Origin of the sequence: Streptomyces sp. NPDC012510 (assembly GCF_042955065.1) — a bacterium.
GTDB lineage: Bacteria > Actinomycetota > Actinomycetes > Streptomycetales > Streptomycetaceae > Streptomyces.
Map to the genome: position 1 here is coordinate 185119 of NZ_JBIBEN010000015.1, position 15005 is coordinate 200123.

Below are 15005 nucleotides of genomic sequence, written 5' to 3' on the forward strand. Positions count from 1 at the left end.
TCAGTGCCGTGGTGTGCAATGGATCCCGTGTCCGCGCTCGAAGAACCGCTCAAGAACACGCTCGGCGCCGCCACCGCGAAGGTGATGGCCGAGCACCTCGGCCTGCACACCGTCGGCGACCTGCTGCACCACTACCCCCGTAGATACGAGGAGCGCGGCCAGCTCACCCACCTCGCCGACCTGCCCATGGACGAGCACGTCACGGTGGTCGCCCAGGTCGCCGACGCCCGTCTGCACACGTTCGCCTCCGCCAAGGCCCCCCGGGGCAAGGGCCAGCGCCTCGAAGTCACCATCACCGACGGCAGCGGCCGCCTCCAGCTGGTGTTCTTCGGCCACGGCGTGCACAAACCCCACAAGGAGCTCCTCCCCGGCACCCGCGCCCTCTTCGCCGGCAAGGTCTCCGTCTTCAACCGCCGCCTCCAACTGGCCCACCCGGCCTACGAGCTGCTGCGCGGCGACGACGTCACGGAGACCGTCGACACCTGGGCCGGCGCCCTCATCCCGATCTACCCGGCCACCGCCAAGCTGGAGTCCTGGAAGCTCGCCAAGGCCGTCCAGACGGTCCTTCCGAGCGCCCAGGAAGCCGTCGACCCCCTCCCCGACTCCCTCCGGCAGGGCAGAGGCCTCGCCACCCTCCCCGAAGCCCTCCTGAAGATCCACCGCCCCCACACCAAGGCCGACATCGCATCCGCCCGCGACCGCCTCAAGTGGGACGAGGCCTTCGTCCTCCAGGTCGCCCTGGCCCGCCGCCGCCACGCCGACGCCCAACTCCCCGCCGTCGCCCGCCGCCCCACCCCCGAAGGCCTCCTGACGGCCTTCGACGCCCGCCTCCCCTTCACCCTCACCGATGGCCAGCAGAAGGTCTCCCGGGAGATCTTCGACGACTTGGCCACGGAACACCCGATGCACCGCCTGCTCCAGGGCGAGGTCGGCTCGGGCAAGGCTCAGCCTCTCGACTCGCTGGTGCTCACTCCCGCCGGTTTCCGCCGGATGGGGGATGTGCGTGTGGGGGACGAGGTTGTCGTGCCCGACGGTGAGATCGCGCTGGTCGACGGCGTTTTCCCGCAAGGAGAACGCGATGTCTGGCGGCTGGTGCTGTCCGACGGCAGCTCCGTCGAGTGCGACGACGAGCACCTTTGGATCGTCGGTACGAGCTGCGGGTGGCGCCGAGGGCAGGAACCCGAGGTCATGACCACGCGAGAGATCCGTCTCGACGCCTTCGAAGCGAAAGGATCCTCGAGAGCGAATGGATCCTCGAAGTGGTACATCCCGGTCGCAACCCCCGTCGACCTCGGGGGCGACTCGGCGCTGCCGATGGATCCTTATCTGCTTGGCCTTCTCCTGGGGGGCGGCTCGTTCCGTCACAACCTGCGTCTGTCCACCCTCGACGAGGAGATCGTCGAGGCCGCGGCAGCCGCGGTGGCGCCCGAATGCCGACTGGTGCCGGTGAAGGGATCCGGCTGCGACTACACGATCCAGCTGACGCAGCGTGCCGGCGGCGTTCGCAATCCCGTGATCCAGACGCTGCGTGACCTGAATCTGTGGGGCCTCACGTCACACGCGAAGTTCGTGCCGGACGGCTTCAAGAACACGTCGGTCAAGAACCGTCTGGCCCTGCTGCAAGGTCTTCTGGACACAGCTGGCACCGTCCAGGCCGACGGTATGAGCATCTCGCTCTGTTCCGCCTCGCGCAGGCTGGCGGAGGACGTCGCCTGGCTCGTGCGATCGCTGGGTGGCCGTGCGCGAGTTCTGCCGAAGCGAGCCGCCTTCAACGTCTCGGTCGCCCTGCCTGAGGAGCACGCGCCGTTCCGGCTGACCCGCAAGGCCGACCGAGTACGGGTTCGACCGGAATACAACACGTTTCGACGCGGAATCCGGGCCGTCGAGCATGTGGGGCGCAAGCCGGTCCAATGCATCAGCGTCGCTCACCCGAGCCATGCCTACGTCACCGACAACTTCACGGTCACCCACAACACCATGGTGGCCCTCCGCGCCATGCTCGCCGTCGTCGACGCGGGCGGGCAGGCGGCCATGCTCGCGCCCACCGAGGTGCTCGCCCAGCAGCACCACCGGTCGGTGACCGAGATGATGGGGGAGCTGGCGGAGGGCGGCATGCTGGGCGGGGCCGAGCACGCCACCAAGGTGGTGCTGCTCACCGGCTCGATGGGCGCCGCCGGCCGTCGCCAGGCGCTGCTGGACCTGGTCACCGGCGAGGCCGGCATCGTCATCGGCACCCACGCCCTGATCGAGGACAGGGTCCAGTTCCACGACCTGGGCCTGGTCGTCGTGGACGAACAGCACCGCTTCGGCGTGGAACAGCGCGATGCCTTGCGCGGCAAGGGCAAGCAGCCGCCCCATCTCCTGGTGATGACGGCCACCCCGATCCCGCGCACCGTCGCCATGACCGTCTTCGGTGACCTGGAGACCTCGGTCCTCGACCAACTCCCCGCCGGCCGCTCACCCATCGCCAGCCATGTCGTCCCGGCCGCCGACAAGCCCCACTTCCTCGCCCGCACCTGGGAACGCGTCCGCGAGGAGGTGGAGAACGGCCACCAGGCGTATGTCGTCTGCCCCCGCATCGGGGACGAGGAGGACGACCCGAAGAAAGCAGGCAAGAAGTCCCCCGAGGACGAGGCCGAGAAGCGCCCGCCCCTCGCCGTCCTCGACGTCGCCGAGCAACTCGCCAAGGGCCCCCTCCAGGGCCTTCGCGTCGAGGTCCTGCACGGCCGTATGCACCCGGACGACAAGGACGCGGTCATGCGACGCTTCGCCGCCGGCGAGACCCAGGTCCTGGTCGCCACCACGGTCATCGAGGTCGGCGTCAACGTCCCGAACGCCACGGCGATGGTGATCATGGACGCCGACCGCTTCGGCGTCTCCCAGCTCCACCAGCTCCGCGGCCGCGTGGGCCGGGGCTCCGCCCCCGGCCTCTGCCTCCTCGTCACCGACATGCCAGAGGCCGGCGCCGCCCGCCAGCGTCTGAACGCCGTCGCGTCCACCCTCGACGGTTTCGAACTCTCCCGCATCGACCTCGAACAACGCCGCGAGGGCGACGTCCTCGGCCAGGCCCAGTCCGGCGCCCGCACCAGCCTCCGCATGCTCACCGTCATCGACGACGAGGACATCATCGCGGAGGCGAGACAGGAAGCGGCGGCGGTGGTCGCCGGCGACCCGGACCTGGAGCATCTCCCGGCGCTGAGGACGGCCCTGGACGCCTTGCTGGACGAGGAAAGAGAGCAGTACCTGGACAAGGGCTAGGGACACTGCCGTTCGGTCAGGGATTTCGACCGGGGCTGAGGGCAGTCGGGCTGTCTTTCAGGGGCGCGGGGAACCGCGCGATCAACCCCCATGAACCGCAGACGTCCACGACGGCCAGCACCCCCCACCTCCGACTGCCAAACTGGACGCCGTGACCACGCCCTCGAACAAGGACCCACGATGACCCGCGTGATCGCCGGCACAGCCGGTGGACGCCGCCTGGCCGTCCCGCCGGGGACAGGCACCCGCCCCACTTCCGATCGCGCACGGGAGGGCCTCTTCTCCACCTGGGAATCCCTCCTGGGCGGCCCCCTGGACGGCGAACGGGTCCTGGACCTGTACGCGGGTTCGGGCGCCGTCGGCCTGGAGGCCCTCTCCCGAGGCGCCGGCCACACCCTCCTCGTCGAGGCCGACGCGCGAGCGGCCCGCACGGTTCGCGACAACGTCAGATCGCTCGGCCTCCCCGGCGCCGAGGTGAGATCGGGCAAAGCCGAGCAGATCATCCAGGGCCCGGCGCCGGACGAGCCGTACGACCTCGTCTTCCTGGACCCCCCGTACGCCGTCGTGGACGACGATCTTCGCGAGATCCTGCTCACACTCCTTACCGGGGGGTGGCTCCACGACGACGCCCTCGTCACCGTGGAGCGCAGCACCCGAGGCGGTGAATTCGCCTGGCCGACCGGTTTCGAGGCCATCAGGGCCCGTCGCTACGGCGAGGGAACGTTTTGGTACGGTCGCGCCGCCTCTACGTGCGAAGACGCACGATGACGATGACCGGACCGGAGAGCGAGGGATCCCAAGTGCGCCGTGCCGTCTGTCCCGGGTCGTTCGACCCCATCACCAACGGACACCTCGACATCATTGGCCGGGCCTCCAAGCTGTACGACGAGGTCTATGTCGCGGTGATGATCAACAAATCCAAGAAGGGCCTCTTCGAGGTCGAGGAGCGGATCGAGCTGATCCGCCAGGTCACCACCGAGTACGAGAACGTACGGGTCGAGGCCTTTCACGGCCTGCTCGTCGACTTCTGCAAGCAGCGCGAGATCCCCGCCATCGTGAAGGGTCTGCGCGCGGTCAGCGACTTCGACTACGAGCTGCAGATGGCCCAGATGAACATCGGCCTGTCGGGCGTGGAGACCCTCTTCGTCCCCACCAACCCCACCTACAGCTTCCTGTCGTCCTCCCTCGTCAAAGAAGTGGCGACCTGGGGCGGCGACGTCTCCCACCTGGTGCCCCCGCTCGTCCTCGAAGCCCTCGCCGAACGCCTGAAGCGCGACTGAGCGGACGAAGGTCCCCCGCTGGCCTTACAGTCGATCCGACCGTCTCCAACACAGCTGTAGAGAGTGGCGAGCACACGGTGGACCACACGGTGGACGTGCAGAAGAAGCTCGACGAGATCGTCTCGGTGGTCTCCGGCGCCCGATCCATGCCCATGTCGGCCTCGTGCGTGGTCAACCGCGCCGAACTGCTCGCCCTGCTCGAAGAGCTGCGTGCCGCCCTGCCCGACTCTCTCGCCCAGGCCCGGGAGTTGATCGGCGACCGTGACCACATGGTCGAGCGGGCCCGCCAGGAGGCCGAGCGGATCATCCAGGGCGCACACGCCGAGCGCGGCTCCCTGATCTCCGACACCGAGGTCGCCCGCCGCTCCCAGAACGAGGCCGACCGGATCCTCTCCGAAGCCCGCCAGGAGGCCGAGGACGTCCGCGCGGAGGCCGACGACTACGTCGACTCCAAGCTCGCCAACTTCGAGGTCGTCCTCACCAAGACCCTCGGTTCGGTCGGCCGGGGCCGAGAGAAGCTCCTCGGCACCGGTCCCGGCCTCGACGCGCAGGGCTACGAGGACGAGGACGCCCCTGAGCGCAGCCACGACCCCGAGACCCTGCGCAAGGACGCCGACGCCTACGTCGACGCCAAGCTCGGCGCCTTCGAGGCGGTCCTCGCCAAGACTCTGGAGGCCGTCGGCCGGGGCCGGCAGAAACTTCACGGCCGCATCGCCACCGACGACCTCGGCGCCCTCGCCCTGAACGACGACGGCACCTCCCCGCACCCCACCAGCGACGCCGACTACCTGGCCGAGCTGGTCGCCCTCTCGGAGACCCCCGCCCAGCAGTCCCGGTCCGTGCCGGAACAGCAGTCGTACGGTCTGCAGCAGGACGCGTACCAGGCGACGGCGTACCAGCAGGACGCGTACGGCGGCTACCAGCAGCAGTACGTCCAGCCCCAGCAGGCCGCCGACCCCTACGGCTACCAGCAGGCCGACCCGTACGCGGCCGGCTACCCACAGCAGCCGGCGTACGACCCGAACCAGGGGCACCAGGGGCACCAGGGGCACCAGGAGCAGCAGGAACACCAGGACCCTCAGGGGTATGCGCAGCCGCCGGCGAACGCGCTCGACGAGACCAGCCTGTTCGACACCACCATGATCACGGCGGAGCAGTTGCGCCGCTACGAGCAGGGGCGCTGACAGCGGATTGGGCCGAAAGCGAAAGGTCCAGTATCCTGGCTCTTCGGTCGCGCGTGCGTTCATGCTGTCTGCAACGGACGCCCGCGATCGAGCGCTGCCCGGAACACCAGGGGCGGCGCAGCACCGAGTTTCGCATTCGAAGATCGAAAGTTGAAATGGCTCTGAACGCCCGCCTCGACCATCGCAACCCCCTCGTGTTCGACACACACGAGCTGGGTCGGCGGCCGGGTGCGCAGCAGCGCATGACGCGCTCGGTCGACGCTCCGAAGGACCTCGGGATCAAGGGGGTCGTCGGAGTGCCGGAAGGCGCCCCGCTGGAACTCGAACTCCGCCTGGAGTCGGTCATGGAAGGGGTGCTCGTCACGGGCACCGCCCGTGCCGGGGCCGAGGGGGAGTGCGTAAGGTGTCTGGAGCCGCTGGAGCTGGAGCTCGAAGCGGACTTCCAGGAGATGTTCTCGTACCCCGACGCCGATGAGCGGGGCCGCGTGATCGCGGAACCCGACAGCGACGCCGAGGACGACGAGGACAGGCTCTTCCTCGAGGACGGCCTGTTCGACCTCGAACCCGTGCTGCGTGATGCGGTGGTGCTCGCACTGCCGATGCAGCCGGTGTGCCAGGACGACTGCCCCGGCCTGTGCTCCGAGTGCGGAGCCCGGCTCGCGGACGACCCGGACCACCACCATGACGCCGTCGACATCCGTTGGGCGGCACTGCAGGGACTCGCCGGTTCACTCGAAGACGGCGAGAAGGACGAGATGAGCGGCGCCGAATCCGGTGTCGACGAGAAGCAGGAGAAGTAGCCGTGGCTGTTCCGAAGCGGAAGATGTCGCGCAGCAACACGCGCCACCGCCGGTCGCAGTGGAAGGCTGCGGTCCCCACCCTGGTTGCGTGCGAGCGCTGCCACGAGCCCAAGCTGCAGCACATCGCGTGCCCGTCTTGCGGCACCTACAACAAGCGCCAGGTCCTCGAGGTCTGAGCGGCTGGTGAGAGGCTTTATGTCTGACGCCAAGGCGGAGACCAACGCCAAGAAAAAGGCGGAGAACACAGCCTCGTCCCACACGCTTCTGGAAGGGCGGCTCGGCTATCAGCTCGAGTCCGCCCTTCTGGTGCGCGCGCTGACCCACCGTTCGTACGCGTACGAGAACGGCGGTCTGCCCACCAACGAGCGCCTGGAGTTCCTCGGGGACTCCGTCCTCGGCCTCGTGGTCACGGACACGCTGTACCGCACCCACCCGGACCTGCCCGAAGGCCAACTGGCCAAGCTGCGGGCCGCGGTGGTCAACTCTCGTGCGCTGGCGGAGGTGGGTCGTGGGCTCGACCTCGGCTCTTTCATCCGGCTCGGCCGTGGTGAAGAGGGCACAGGCGGACGGGACAAGGCATCCATCCTCGCCGACACCCTGGAAGCGGTGATCGGCGCGGTCTATCTCGACCAGGGGCTGGACTCGGCGGCGGAGCTGGTGCACCGCCTGTTCGACCCGCTGATCGAAAAGTCTTCGAACCTCGGAGCCGGCCTGGACTGGAAGACCAGCCTTCAGGAGCTCACCGCGACCGAGGGGCTCGGTGTGCCCGAGTACCTGGTCACGGAGACCGGCCCCGACCATGAGAAGACCTTCACCGCTGCCGCCCGCGTCGGAGGCGTCTCGTACGGCACCGGCACCGGCCGCAGCAAGAAGGAAGCGGAGCAGCAGGCGGCCGAGTCGGCCTGGCGTGCCATCCGCTCCGCGGCGGACGAGCGGGCGCAAGCGGCGGCCGAGGCCGCGGCCGACGACACCGCGGACACACCTTCGGACACCGCCCCGGCCTGACACCGGGGTCTGCCGCCCCCGCCCCCTCCGCAAGGGGATGCGGGGGCGGCAGCGGTGGGTTCTTCCGGTGCGGGTCCAGGCACGGTGCTTTTCAGGGGCGCGGAGAACTGCGCGACCAGCCCCCACCGAACGCGCACCCACCCCCCGACCTCACCCCTCACGCCCCCCCCGCTCAACCTCCGGAGGACCCCGTGCCCGAACTTCCCGAGGTCGAGGTCGTACGGCGTGGCCTCAACCGCTGGGTGGCGCACCGCACCGTCGCCGACGTGGAGGTGTTGCACCCCCGAGCGATACGCCGCCACCTGGCCGGCCCCGAGGACTTCGCACACCGCCTGAACGGCCACCGCATCGGTGAGCCGAGCCGCCGGGGCAAGTACCTGTGGCTACCCGTGGAGGACACCGGTATCGCGGTCCTCGCCCACCTCGGGATGAGCGGTCAGCTGCTCGTCCAGCCGCACGACGCGGCCGACGAGAAGCACCTCAGGATCCGCGTCCGGTTCTCCGACGACCTGGCCACCGAACTCCGCTTCGTGGACCAACGCACCTTCGGCGGCCTGTCGTTGCACGACACCACCCCCGACGGCCTGCCGGACGTCATCGCCCACATCGCCCGTGACCCACTCGACCCGCTGTTCGACGCGGAGGCCTTCCACCAGGCGCTGCGGCGGAAGCGTACGACCATCAAACGGGCCCTGCTCGACCAGTCGTTGATCAGCGGCGTGGGCAACATCTATGCGGACGAGGCGCTTTGGCGCTCACGCATCCACTACGAGCGCCCGACCGCCGGTTTCACGCGCCCCCGCACCACCGAACTCCTGGGCCACGTACGGGACGTGATGAACGCGGCCCTCGCCGTGGGCGGCACGAGCTTCGACAGCCTGTACGTCAACGTCAACGGCGAGTCGGGGTACTTCGACCGCTCACTCGACGCGTACGGGCGTGAGGGGCTGCCCTGTCGGCGCTGCGCCACGCCGATGCGGCGGCGGCCCTGGATGAACCGCTCCAGCTACTTCTGCCCGAGGTGTCAGCGGGCGCCGCGGGTCTCGTCGTAGCGTTCGCGGGCCCGGAGCACGTCTTCCATCCGCTCCTCCACACAGGTGATGAGGGACAGCAGGCGCTCGGAGACCTCGCGGCCTAGCGGGGTGAGCGTGTAGTCGACCCGGGGCGGATTGGTGGGCTGGGCCTCGCGGTGCACCAGACCGTCGCGCTCCAGGCCGTGCAGGGTCTGGGAGAGCATTTTCTCGCTGACGCCGTCCACGCGCCGACGCAGCTCGTTGAAGCGCAGCGATCCCTCGTACAGCGCGCCCATCGTGAGCGCGCCCCAGCGGCCCGTGACGTGCTCCAGGGTGCCCCGTGACGGACACTCCCTGGCGAACACGTCGAACGGCAGGTCGTCGAGGCTCGCTGTGTCCGCGCCCGCGGCGGCCTGCGCGGGCGTCACGGTGGTCTGCGCGGCTGCTTCCATACGTCGAGAATACTCCGGCGCAGCGCTAACCAGAAGGTCGCACTAACTTCTGGTTAGCGTGAAGCGGCGCGGGCGTTGCGGGGCTCGGACCCGCTCCCGGTTGGCCGAGCCGGTTCCTTAGTAGCCGAAGTCCTGCGTCCACCACGGTCCGCCGTCGCCCAGATGGACGCCGACGCCGAGGGTCTTGAAGTCGCAGTTCAGGATGTTCGCCTTGTGGCCGGGGCTGTTCATCCAGGCCTCCATGACCGCCTCGGCGGTGGCCTGGCCGCGGGCGATGTTCTCCCCGCCGAGGCCGGTGACCCCGAGGGCCGCCGCCCGGTCCCACGGGTCCTCGCCGTCGGGGGTGGTGTGGTCGAAGAAGCCGCGCAGGGCCATGTCCTTGCTGAAGGCCTCGGCCAGCTTGGCCAGGTCGCTGCTGGCCGCTACGGGGCCGCAGCCCGCCTTGGCCCGCTCCTCGTTCACCAGCAGCAGGACGGCGGCCTCGGCCTGGGTCTCCGCGGAGATCTGCACCGGGGGAGCGCTGCCCTTCTCCTCGGTGGGCTCGGCGGTCGGCTTCTTGGCCTTCTCCGAGCCGGAGCCCTTGTCCTCCTCCTCGGAAGGCTTCTCGGCCGGTGGCTTCGAGGGGGACGGGCTGTTCGACGGTGAGGCCTCGCGCTCGGAGTCACGGCTGGTGGACTCGTCCTCGCGCTCCTGCGGTGCGGCGCCGTCCGCGCCGCCCTGCTGGCTCGCCGCACTCGTGGGCGAGCCGGCCGGCAGCACCGTCTCGTTGCTGCTGCCTCCGCTGACGGCGTACTTGTCGCCGCCCGGCAGTACTCCGGTGGCCACCGCGACGGTCCCGAGGGCGACGGCGGCCGAGACGCCGAGCAGACCGGTCTTCACCGGAGTCACGGTCTTCTTCTTGCGGCGGCGCGAACCACCGGCGCGGGACGCGGCCTGCGCATCGGCCTCCAGGAACTCGGCGAACCCGTACAGGTTCTCCGGACCGTAGTGCGGCTCTTTGGAGGCGAGGCCGGTATCCGTGACCCCGGTGGCGCGGCCCCTGGCGGCGCGGCCGGCGGCGGAGCGTCGGTGGCGTCCCATGTTCTGGCCTTCCTCGTCCTTGCGGTGTCCTGCGGTCAACGTTGGTGATGTCGTCAACGTTGTGATCGTGGTCTTCACGAATCTCACACGAAGGAGTGAGTTTTATATGAGATTCATTGGGTGGGGACGGTACAGCATGACGCCAGGGGAGGGAGAGCCCCGAGAGACTTTGGCCCGTTAGCGTGCAGGTATGAGCGAGGATGTACGGCTGGTCGCCTGGGTGCGTGGGCGGGTGCAAGGTGTGGGTTTCCGCTGGTTCACCAGGGCCAGAGCCCTGGAGATCGGCGGACTGAGTGGTTTTGCTCTCAATTTGGCCGACGGGCGGGTCCAGGTGGTCGCCGAGGGCTCGCAGGAGGCCTGCCAGGGGCTCCTGTCGTGGCTCCAGAGTGACGACACGCCCGGGCGCGTGGACGGTGTCACCGAGATCTGGGACACACCGCGAGGGGGCTATGAGGGCTTCGCCATCCGCTGACCCCTTTGCGTGCGGCGGGCCGTACGGCAGTGGGGTGGAGCGCCTGTGGCATATGCCAGAGTCATGTACAAAACAGAAATGTGCAGGTGATTGCCAAGACGGGCTTGTCATGGCAGGCTCCGAAGAGAGGATGATCTGCTAGCTCCCTCGGCCAGGAGAGGCCCCGGAAACACCCGCAGCGTCGCCCGCTCAGGGCCGCGCGAATCCGGGGTGCCCGCCGATACGGGGCGTGATCGTGTTGACCGTCAAACTTTTTGGTGAGACGCTGAAAGCCCCGCGCACCTTAGCTGTTTGGCATGGAGAACGGCAGCAAAAACTCAACAGTGCCAAGCACCGCGGGTGCGATTCCCTCACGACCCACACCGCTTCGGTCGGTCACTCAGTGTGGAGGACCATCCATCATGGCAAAGGCGCTTCTCGGTTACGTCGGCGGCTCCGACCCGCGACTCCTCGCCGAGATGCGACGGCTCCAGCAGCGCGTCCAGGACCTGGAATCCGAGCTCGTACGGATCCAGGCGGAGAACGACGCACTGACGGCTGCCGCTTCTCACGACTCGCTCATGGAGCTCGACGCACACCAGGCGGAGCCTGCGCTCACCTGATCACTGCATCGCATCGCACCACGACAGACAGCAGTGGTTGGGCTGCCCGTATCAACCGCTAAGTTGTCAGATCTGCAAGGGACGCCTTCTCCTTGGGCGTCCCTTCTTTCTTTTCCCCCGCGCCCCCGTGCTTCTTCCTCACTCTCTTCACGTCTGATGTGCCCTGCACGTTCATGTGCGAAACCGCGCGTTCATGGAGTGAGACAGGGCCGGAAGGTAGAGTCCGGCGGCGTGCACCTCAAGGCCCTGACCCTCCGTGGGTTCAAATCGTTCGCCTCGGCGACCACGCTCCGGTTCGAACCGGGCATCACGTGTGTCGTCGGGCCCAACGGTTCGGGCAAGTCCAACGTCGTGGACGCGCTCAGCTGGGTCATGGGTGAGCAGGGTGCGAAGTCGCTGCGCGGCGGCAAGATGGAGGACGTCATCTTCGCCGGCACCACCGGCCGCCCCCCGCTCGGCCGCGCCGAGGTGTCCCTGACCATCGACAACTCCGACGGGGCCCTCCCCATCGAGTACTCCGAGGTCACCATCACGCGGATCATGTTCCGCAACGGGGGCAGCGAGTACCAGATCAACGGCGACACCTGCCGTCTGCTCGACATCCAGGACCTGCTCTCCGACTCCGGCATCGGTCGCGAGATGCACGTCATCGTCGGCCAGGGCCGGCTCGACTCCGTCCTGCACGCCGACCCCATGGGCCGCCGCGCCTTCATCGAGGAGGCCGCCGGCGTCCTCAAGCACCGCAAGCGCAAGGAGAAGGCGCTCAGGAAACTGGACGCCATGCAGGCCAACCTGGCCCGCGTCCAGGACCTCACCGACGAACTCCGCCGGCAGCTCAAACCGCTGGGCCGACAGGCCGCGGTCGCCCGCAGAGCAGCCGTCATCCAGGCGGATCTGCGCGACGCGCGGCTGCGACTGCTCGCCGACGATCTCGTACGACTCCAGGCGGCGCTCCGCACCGAGGTCGCGGACGAGGCCGCGCTGAAGCAGCGCAAGGAAGCCGCCGAGACGGAACTGAAGAAGGCGCTCCAGCGGGAGGCGCTGCTGGAGGACGAGGTACGGCGGCTCAGCCCGCGACTCCAGCGGGCCCAGGAGACCTGGTACGAGTTGTCCCGGCTGGCCGAGCGGGTGCGCGGCACGATCTCCCTGGCCGACGCCCGGGTCAAGAGCGCCACCTCGGCACCCCCCGAGGAGCGGCGCGGCCGCGACCCCGAGGACATGGAGCGCGAGGCCGCCCGCATCCGGGAACAGGAGGCCGAGCTGGAAGCGGCCCTCGAAGCCGCCGTGCGGGCCCTGGAGGACACGGTCGAGCACCGGGCCGAACTGGAGCGCCAACTGGCGGTCGAGGAACGCCGCCTCAAGGACGTCGCCCGCTCCATCGCCGACCGCCGCGAGAGCCTCGCCCGCCTGAACGGCCAGGTCAACGCCGCCCGTTCCCGGGCGGCCTCCGCCCAGGCCGAGATCGACCGCCTCGCCGCCGCCCGCGACGAGGCGCAGGAACGTGCCGTCACCGCCCAGGAGGAGTACGAGGCGCTGAAGGCCGAGGTCGACGGTCTCGACGCCGACGACTCCGAACTGGCCGAACAGCACGAGGCAGCCAAGCGCGCCCTCGCGGAGGCCGAGTCCGCCCTCACCACCGCCCGCGAGGCCACCACCACCGCCGAACGCCGCCGCGCCGCCACCCAGGCCCGCCACGAAGCCCTCGCCCTGGGCCTGCGCCGCAAGGACGGCACGGGCGCGCTGCTCACCGCGAAGGACCGGCTGGAAGGGGTGCTGGGCCCGGCGGCCGAACTGCTGACGATCGCCCCCGGGCACGAGGTCGCCCTTGCTGCGGCCTTCGGTGCGGCGGCCGACGCGATCGCCGTGACCAGCCCGGCCTCCGCCGCCGGGGCCATCCGCCTGCTGAGGAAGCAGGACGCGGGCCGGGCGGCGCTGTTGCTGGCGGGGGCGCCTGAAGACGTGACCCCCGCGTCCCCAAGAGGCGCGGGGAACGACGCGACCAGCCACGACGGGCCCGCGGACGACAGACGACCCCTCCCGGCATCCCCCACCGCGCACTTCGCCGCAGACCTGGTCCGCGCCCCCTTCGACCTCATGCCCGCCGTACGCCGCCTTCTCCACCGCATCGTCGTCGTGGACACCCTCGAAGACGCCGAGGACCTCGTCTACGCGCGCCCCGACCTCACCGCCGTGACCGCCGAGGGCGACCTGCTCGGGCCGCACTTCGCGCACGGCGGCTCGGCGGGGGCACCCAGCCTGCTGGAGGTGCAGGCCTCCGTCGACGAGGCGGCGGCCGAGCTGGAGGAACTGGCCGTACGGTGCGAGGAGTTGGCCGCGGCCCAGGAGAGCGCGGTCGCGTCGCGTCGGGAGCGGGCCGCGCTCGTGGAGGAGCTGGGGGAGAGACGCCGGGCGGCCGAACGGGAGAAGTCGGCGGTCGCCCAGCAGCTCGGGCGGCTGGCCGGACAGGCGAGGGGCGCCGCCGGGGAGGCCGAGCGGTCCACGGCCGCCGCCGCACGGGCCCAGGAGGCGCTCGACAAGGCCGTGCGGGAAGCCGAGGAGCTGGCCGAACGGCTCGTTGTCGCCGAGGAGATGCCGGTCGAGGAGGAGCCCGACACCTCCGTACGGGACCGGCTCGCGGCCGACGGGGCCAACGCGCGGCAGACCGAGATGGAGGCCCGGCTCCAGGTGCGGACGCACGAGGAGCGGGTCAAGGGGCTCGCGGGGCGCGCCGACTCGCTCGACCGGGCGGCACGCGCCGAGCGCGAGGCGCGGGCGCGGGCCGAACAGCGCAGGGCGCGGCTGCGGTACGAGGCGGCTGTGGCCGAGGCCGTCGCCTCCGGCGCTCGGCAGCTGCTCCTCCACGTCGAGGTCTCCCTCGCCCGCGCGGCGCAGGAGCGCACCGCCGCCGACGCCGCCAAGGCCCGCCGGGAGCAGGAACTGGCGCAGGCCCGCACCGAGGGGCGGGACCTCAAGGCCGAGCTGGACAAGCTGACCGACTCCGTCCATCGGGGCGAGGTCCTCGGCGCCGAGAAGCGGATGCGGATCGAGCAGCTCGAGACCAAGGCGCTGGAGGAGCTGGGCGTCGAACCGGAAGGGCTGATCGCGGAGTACGGGCCCGACCAGCTCGTACCGCCGTCGCCGCCGGCGGAGGGGGAGGAGCTCCCGGAGGATCCGGAGCACCCCCGTAACCAGCCGAAGACGTTCCACCGCGCCGAGCAGGAGAAACGGCTCAGGGCGGCCGAGCGGGCGTACCAGCAGCTCGGCAAGGTCAATCCGCTGGCGCTGGAGGAGTTCGCGGCGCTGGAGGAGCGGCACAAGTTCCTCAGCGAGCAGCTCGAGGACCTGAAGAAGACCCGCGCGGATCTGCTGCAGGTGGTGAAGGAGGTCGACGAGCGGGTCGAGCAGGTTTTCACCGAGGCCTTCTGGGACACGGCACGGGAGTTCGAGGGCGTCTTCGGCCGGCTCTTCCCGGGCGGTGAGGGGCGGCTGATCCTGACCGACCCCGACAACATGCTCACCACCGGCGTCGACGTCGAGGCCCGGCCACCGGGCAAGAAGGTCAAGCGGCTGTCGCTGCTCTCCGGCGGTGAGCGGTCGCTGACCGCCGTCGCCATGCTGGTGTCGATCTTCAAGGCGCGGCCCAGCCCGTTCTATGTGATGGACGAGGTCGAGGCGGCGCTCGACGACACCAACCTGCAGCGGCTGATCCGGATCATGCAGGAGCTGCAGGAGGCCTCGCAGCTGATCGTGATCACGCACCAGAAGCGGACGATGGAGGTCGCCGACGCGTTGTACGGCGTCTCCATGCAGGGTGACGGTGTGTCGAAGGTGATCAGTCAGCGGTTGCGTTAGCCGCTGT

At 69.8% G+C, this 15005-nt stretch carries 13 protein-coding genes; 11 read left to right on the forward strand and 2 right to left on the reverse strand.

What is annotated here, in order from left to right; all coding sequences use genetic code 11:
- Positions 1-18: 18 nt before the first annotated feature.
- The 8 genes from ACFY9I_RS27020 (at position 19) to mutM (ending at position 8579) form a co-directional block, all read left to right on the forward strand.
- Positions 19-3258, forward strand: a complete 3240-nt coding sequence (locus tag ACFY9I_RS27020; protein ID WP_391005965.1) for a helicase-related protein — start codon at positions 19-21, stop codon at positions 3256-3258.
- A gap of 180 nt (positions 3259-3438) precedes the next feature.
- Positions 3439-4026, forward strand: coding sequence for a 16S rRNA (guanine(966)-N(2))-methyltransferase RsmD (gene rsmD / locus ACFY9I_RS27025; protein WP_391005968.1), 588 nt, complete (start codon positions 3439-3441; stop codon positions 4024-4026).
- Positions 4027-4058: 32 nt separating this feature from the next.
- A complete protein-coding gene (gene coaD / locus ACFY9I_RS27030; protein ID WP_391006109.1) occupies positions 4059-4538 on the forward strand; it encodes a pantetheine-phosphate adenylyltransferase in 480 nt (159 codons plus the stop codon).
- Between the two features lie 89 nt (positions 4539-4627).
- On the forward strand, positions 4628-5722 hold the full coding sequence (locus ACFY9I_RS27035; RefSeq protein ID WP_391005971.1) for a cell division initiation protein: 1095 nt from the start codon (positions 4628-4630) through the stop codon (positions 5720-5722).
- Positions 5723-5877: 155 nt separating this feature from the next.
- Positions 5878-6522 (forward strand): YceD family protein, encoded by a 645-nt coding sequence (locus ACFY9I_RS27040; protein WP_391005973.1) that lies wholly within the window; start codon positions 5878-5880, stop codon positions 6520-6522.
- 2 nt (positions 6523-6524) lie between these two features.
- Complete coding sequence (rpmF, locus tag ACFY9I_RS27045) at positions 6525-6698, forward strand: 50S ribosomal protein L32 (protein ID WP_007493396.1); 174 nt, start codon at positions 6525-6527, stop codon at positions 6696-6698.
- Between the two features lie 19 nt (positions 6699-6717).
- On the forward strand, positions 6718-7527 hold the full coding sequence (gene rnc / locus ACFY9I_RS27050; RefSeq protein ID WP_391005976.1) for a ribonuclease III: 810 nt from the start codon (positions 6718-6720) through the stop codon (positions 7525-7527).
- Positions 7528-7718: 191 nt separating this feature from the next.
- Positions 7719-8579 (forward strand): bifunctional DNA-formamidopyrimidine glycosylase/DNA-(apurinic or apyrimidinic site) lyase, encoded by an 861-nt coding sequence (gene mutM, locus ACFY9I_RS27055; protein ID WP_391005979.1) that lies wholly within the window; start codon positions 7719-7721, stop codon positions 8577-8579.
- Here the strand turns inward: mutM and ACFY9I_RS27060 are convergent.
- Both ACFY9I_RS27060 and ACFY9I_RS27065 read right to left on the reverse strand, forming a co-directional pair.
- Positions 8552-8992 carry a winged helix-turn-helix transcriptional regulator gene (locus tag ACFY9I_RS27060; RefSeq protein WP_391005982.1) on the reverse strand — a complete coding sequence of 147 codons (441 nt, stop codon included), beginning with the start codon at positions 8990-8992 and terminating at the stop codon, positions 8552-8554. The two genes, mutM and ACFY9I_RS27060, sit on opposite strands and share 28 nt — an antisense overlap.
- A gap of 117 nt (positions 8993-9109) precedes the next feature.
- Positions 9110-10072, reverse strand: coding sequence for a CAP domain-containing protein (locus tag ACFY9I_RS27065; protein ID WP_391006112.1), 963 nt, complete (start codon positions 10070-10072; stop codon positions 9110-9112).
- Between the two features lie 190 nt (positions 10073-10262).
- On the opposite strand from ACFY9I_RS27065, the gene ACFY9I_RS27070 reads away from it, so the two are divergent.
- The 3 genes from ACFY9I_RS27070 (at position 10263) to smc (ending at position 14998) form a co-directional block, all read left to right on the forward strand.
- Entirely contained in the window at positions 10263-10544 is a 282-nt protein-coding gene (locus ACFY9I_RS27070) for an acylphosphatase (RefSeq protein ID WP_391005985.1), read from the forward strand.
- Positions 10545-10945: 401 nt separating this feature from the next.
- Positions 10946-11146: a hypothetical protein gene (locus ACFY9I_RS27075; RefSeq protein ID WP_149825411.1), complete on the forward strand. Its 201-nt coding sequence runs from the start codon at positions 10946-10948 to the stop codon at positions 11144-11146.
- Positions 11147-11377: 231 nt separating this feature from the next.
- Positions 11378-14998: a chromosome segregation protein SMC gene (gene smc / locus ACFY9I_RS27080; RefSeq protein ID WP_391005988.1), complete on the forward strand. Its 3621-nt coding sequence runs from the start codon at positions 11378-11380 to the stop codon at positions 14996-14998.
- Positions 14999-15005 lie beyond the last annotated feature (7 nt).

Coding starts and splice junctions, on each gene's coding strand:
- ACFY9I_RS27020 (WP_391005965.1), top strand. CDS start 19: ATGGATCCCGTGTCCGCGCTCGAAGAACCGCTCAAGAACACGCTCGGC.
- rsmD (WP_391005968.1), top strand. CDS start 3,439: ATGACCCGCGTGATCGCCGGCACAGCCGGTGGACGCCGCCTGGCCGTC.
- ACFY9I_RS27040 (WP_391005973.1), top strand. CDS start 5,878: ATGGCTCTGAACGCCCGCCTCGACCATCGCAACCCCCTCGTGTTCGAC.
- rnc (WP_391005976.1), top strand. CDS start 6,718: ATGTCTGACGCCAAGGCGGAGACCAACGCCAAGAAAAAGGCGGAGAAC.
- ACFY9I_RS27060 (WP_391005982.1), bottom strand. CDS start 8,992: ATGGAAGCAGCCGCGCAGACCACCGTGACGCCCGCGCAGGCCGCCGCG.
- ACFY9I_RS27065 (WP_391006112.1), bottom strand. CDS start 10,072: ATGGGACGCCACCGACGCTCCGCCGCCGGCCGCGCCGCCAGGGGCCGC.
- ACFY9I_RS27070 (WP_391005985.1), top strand. CDS start 10,263: ATGAGCGAGGATGTACGGCTGGTCGCCTGGGTGCGTGGGCGGGTGCAA.
- ACFY9I_RS27075 (WP_149825411.1), top strand. CDS start 10,946: ATGGCAAAGGCGCTTCTCGGTTACGTCGGCGGCTCCGACCCGCGACTC.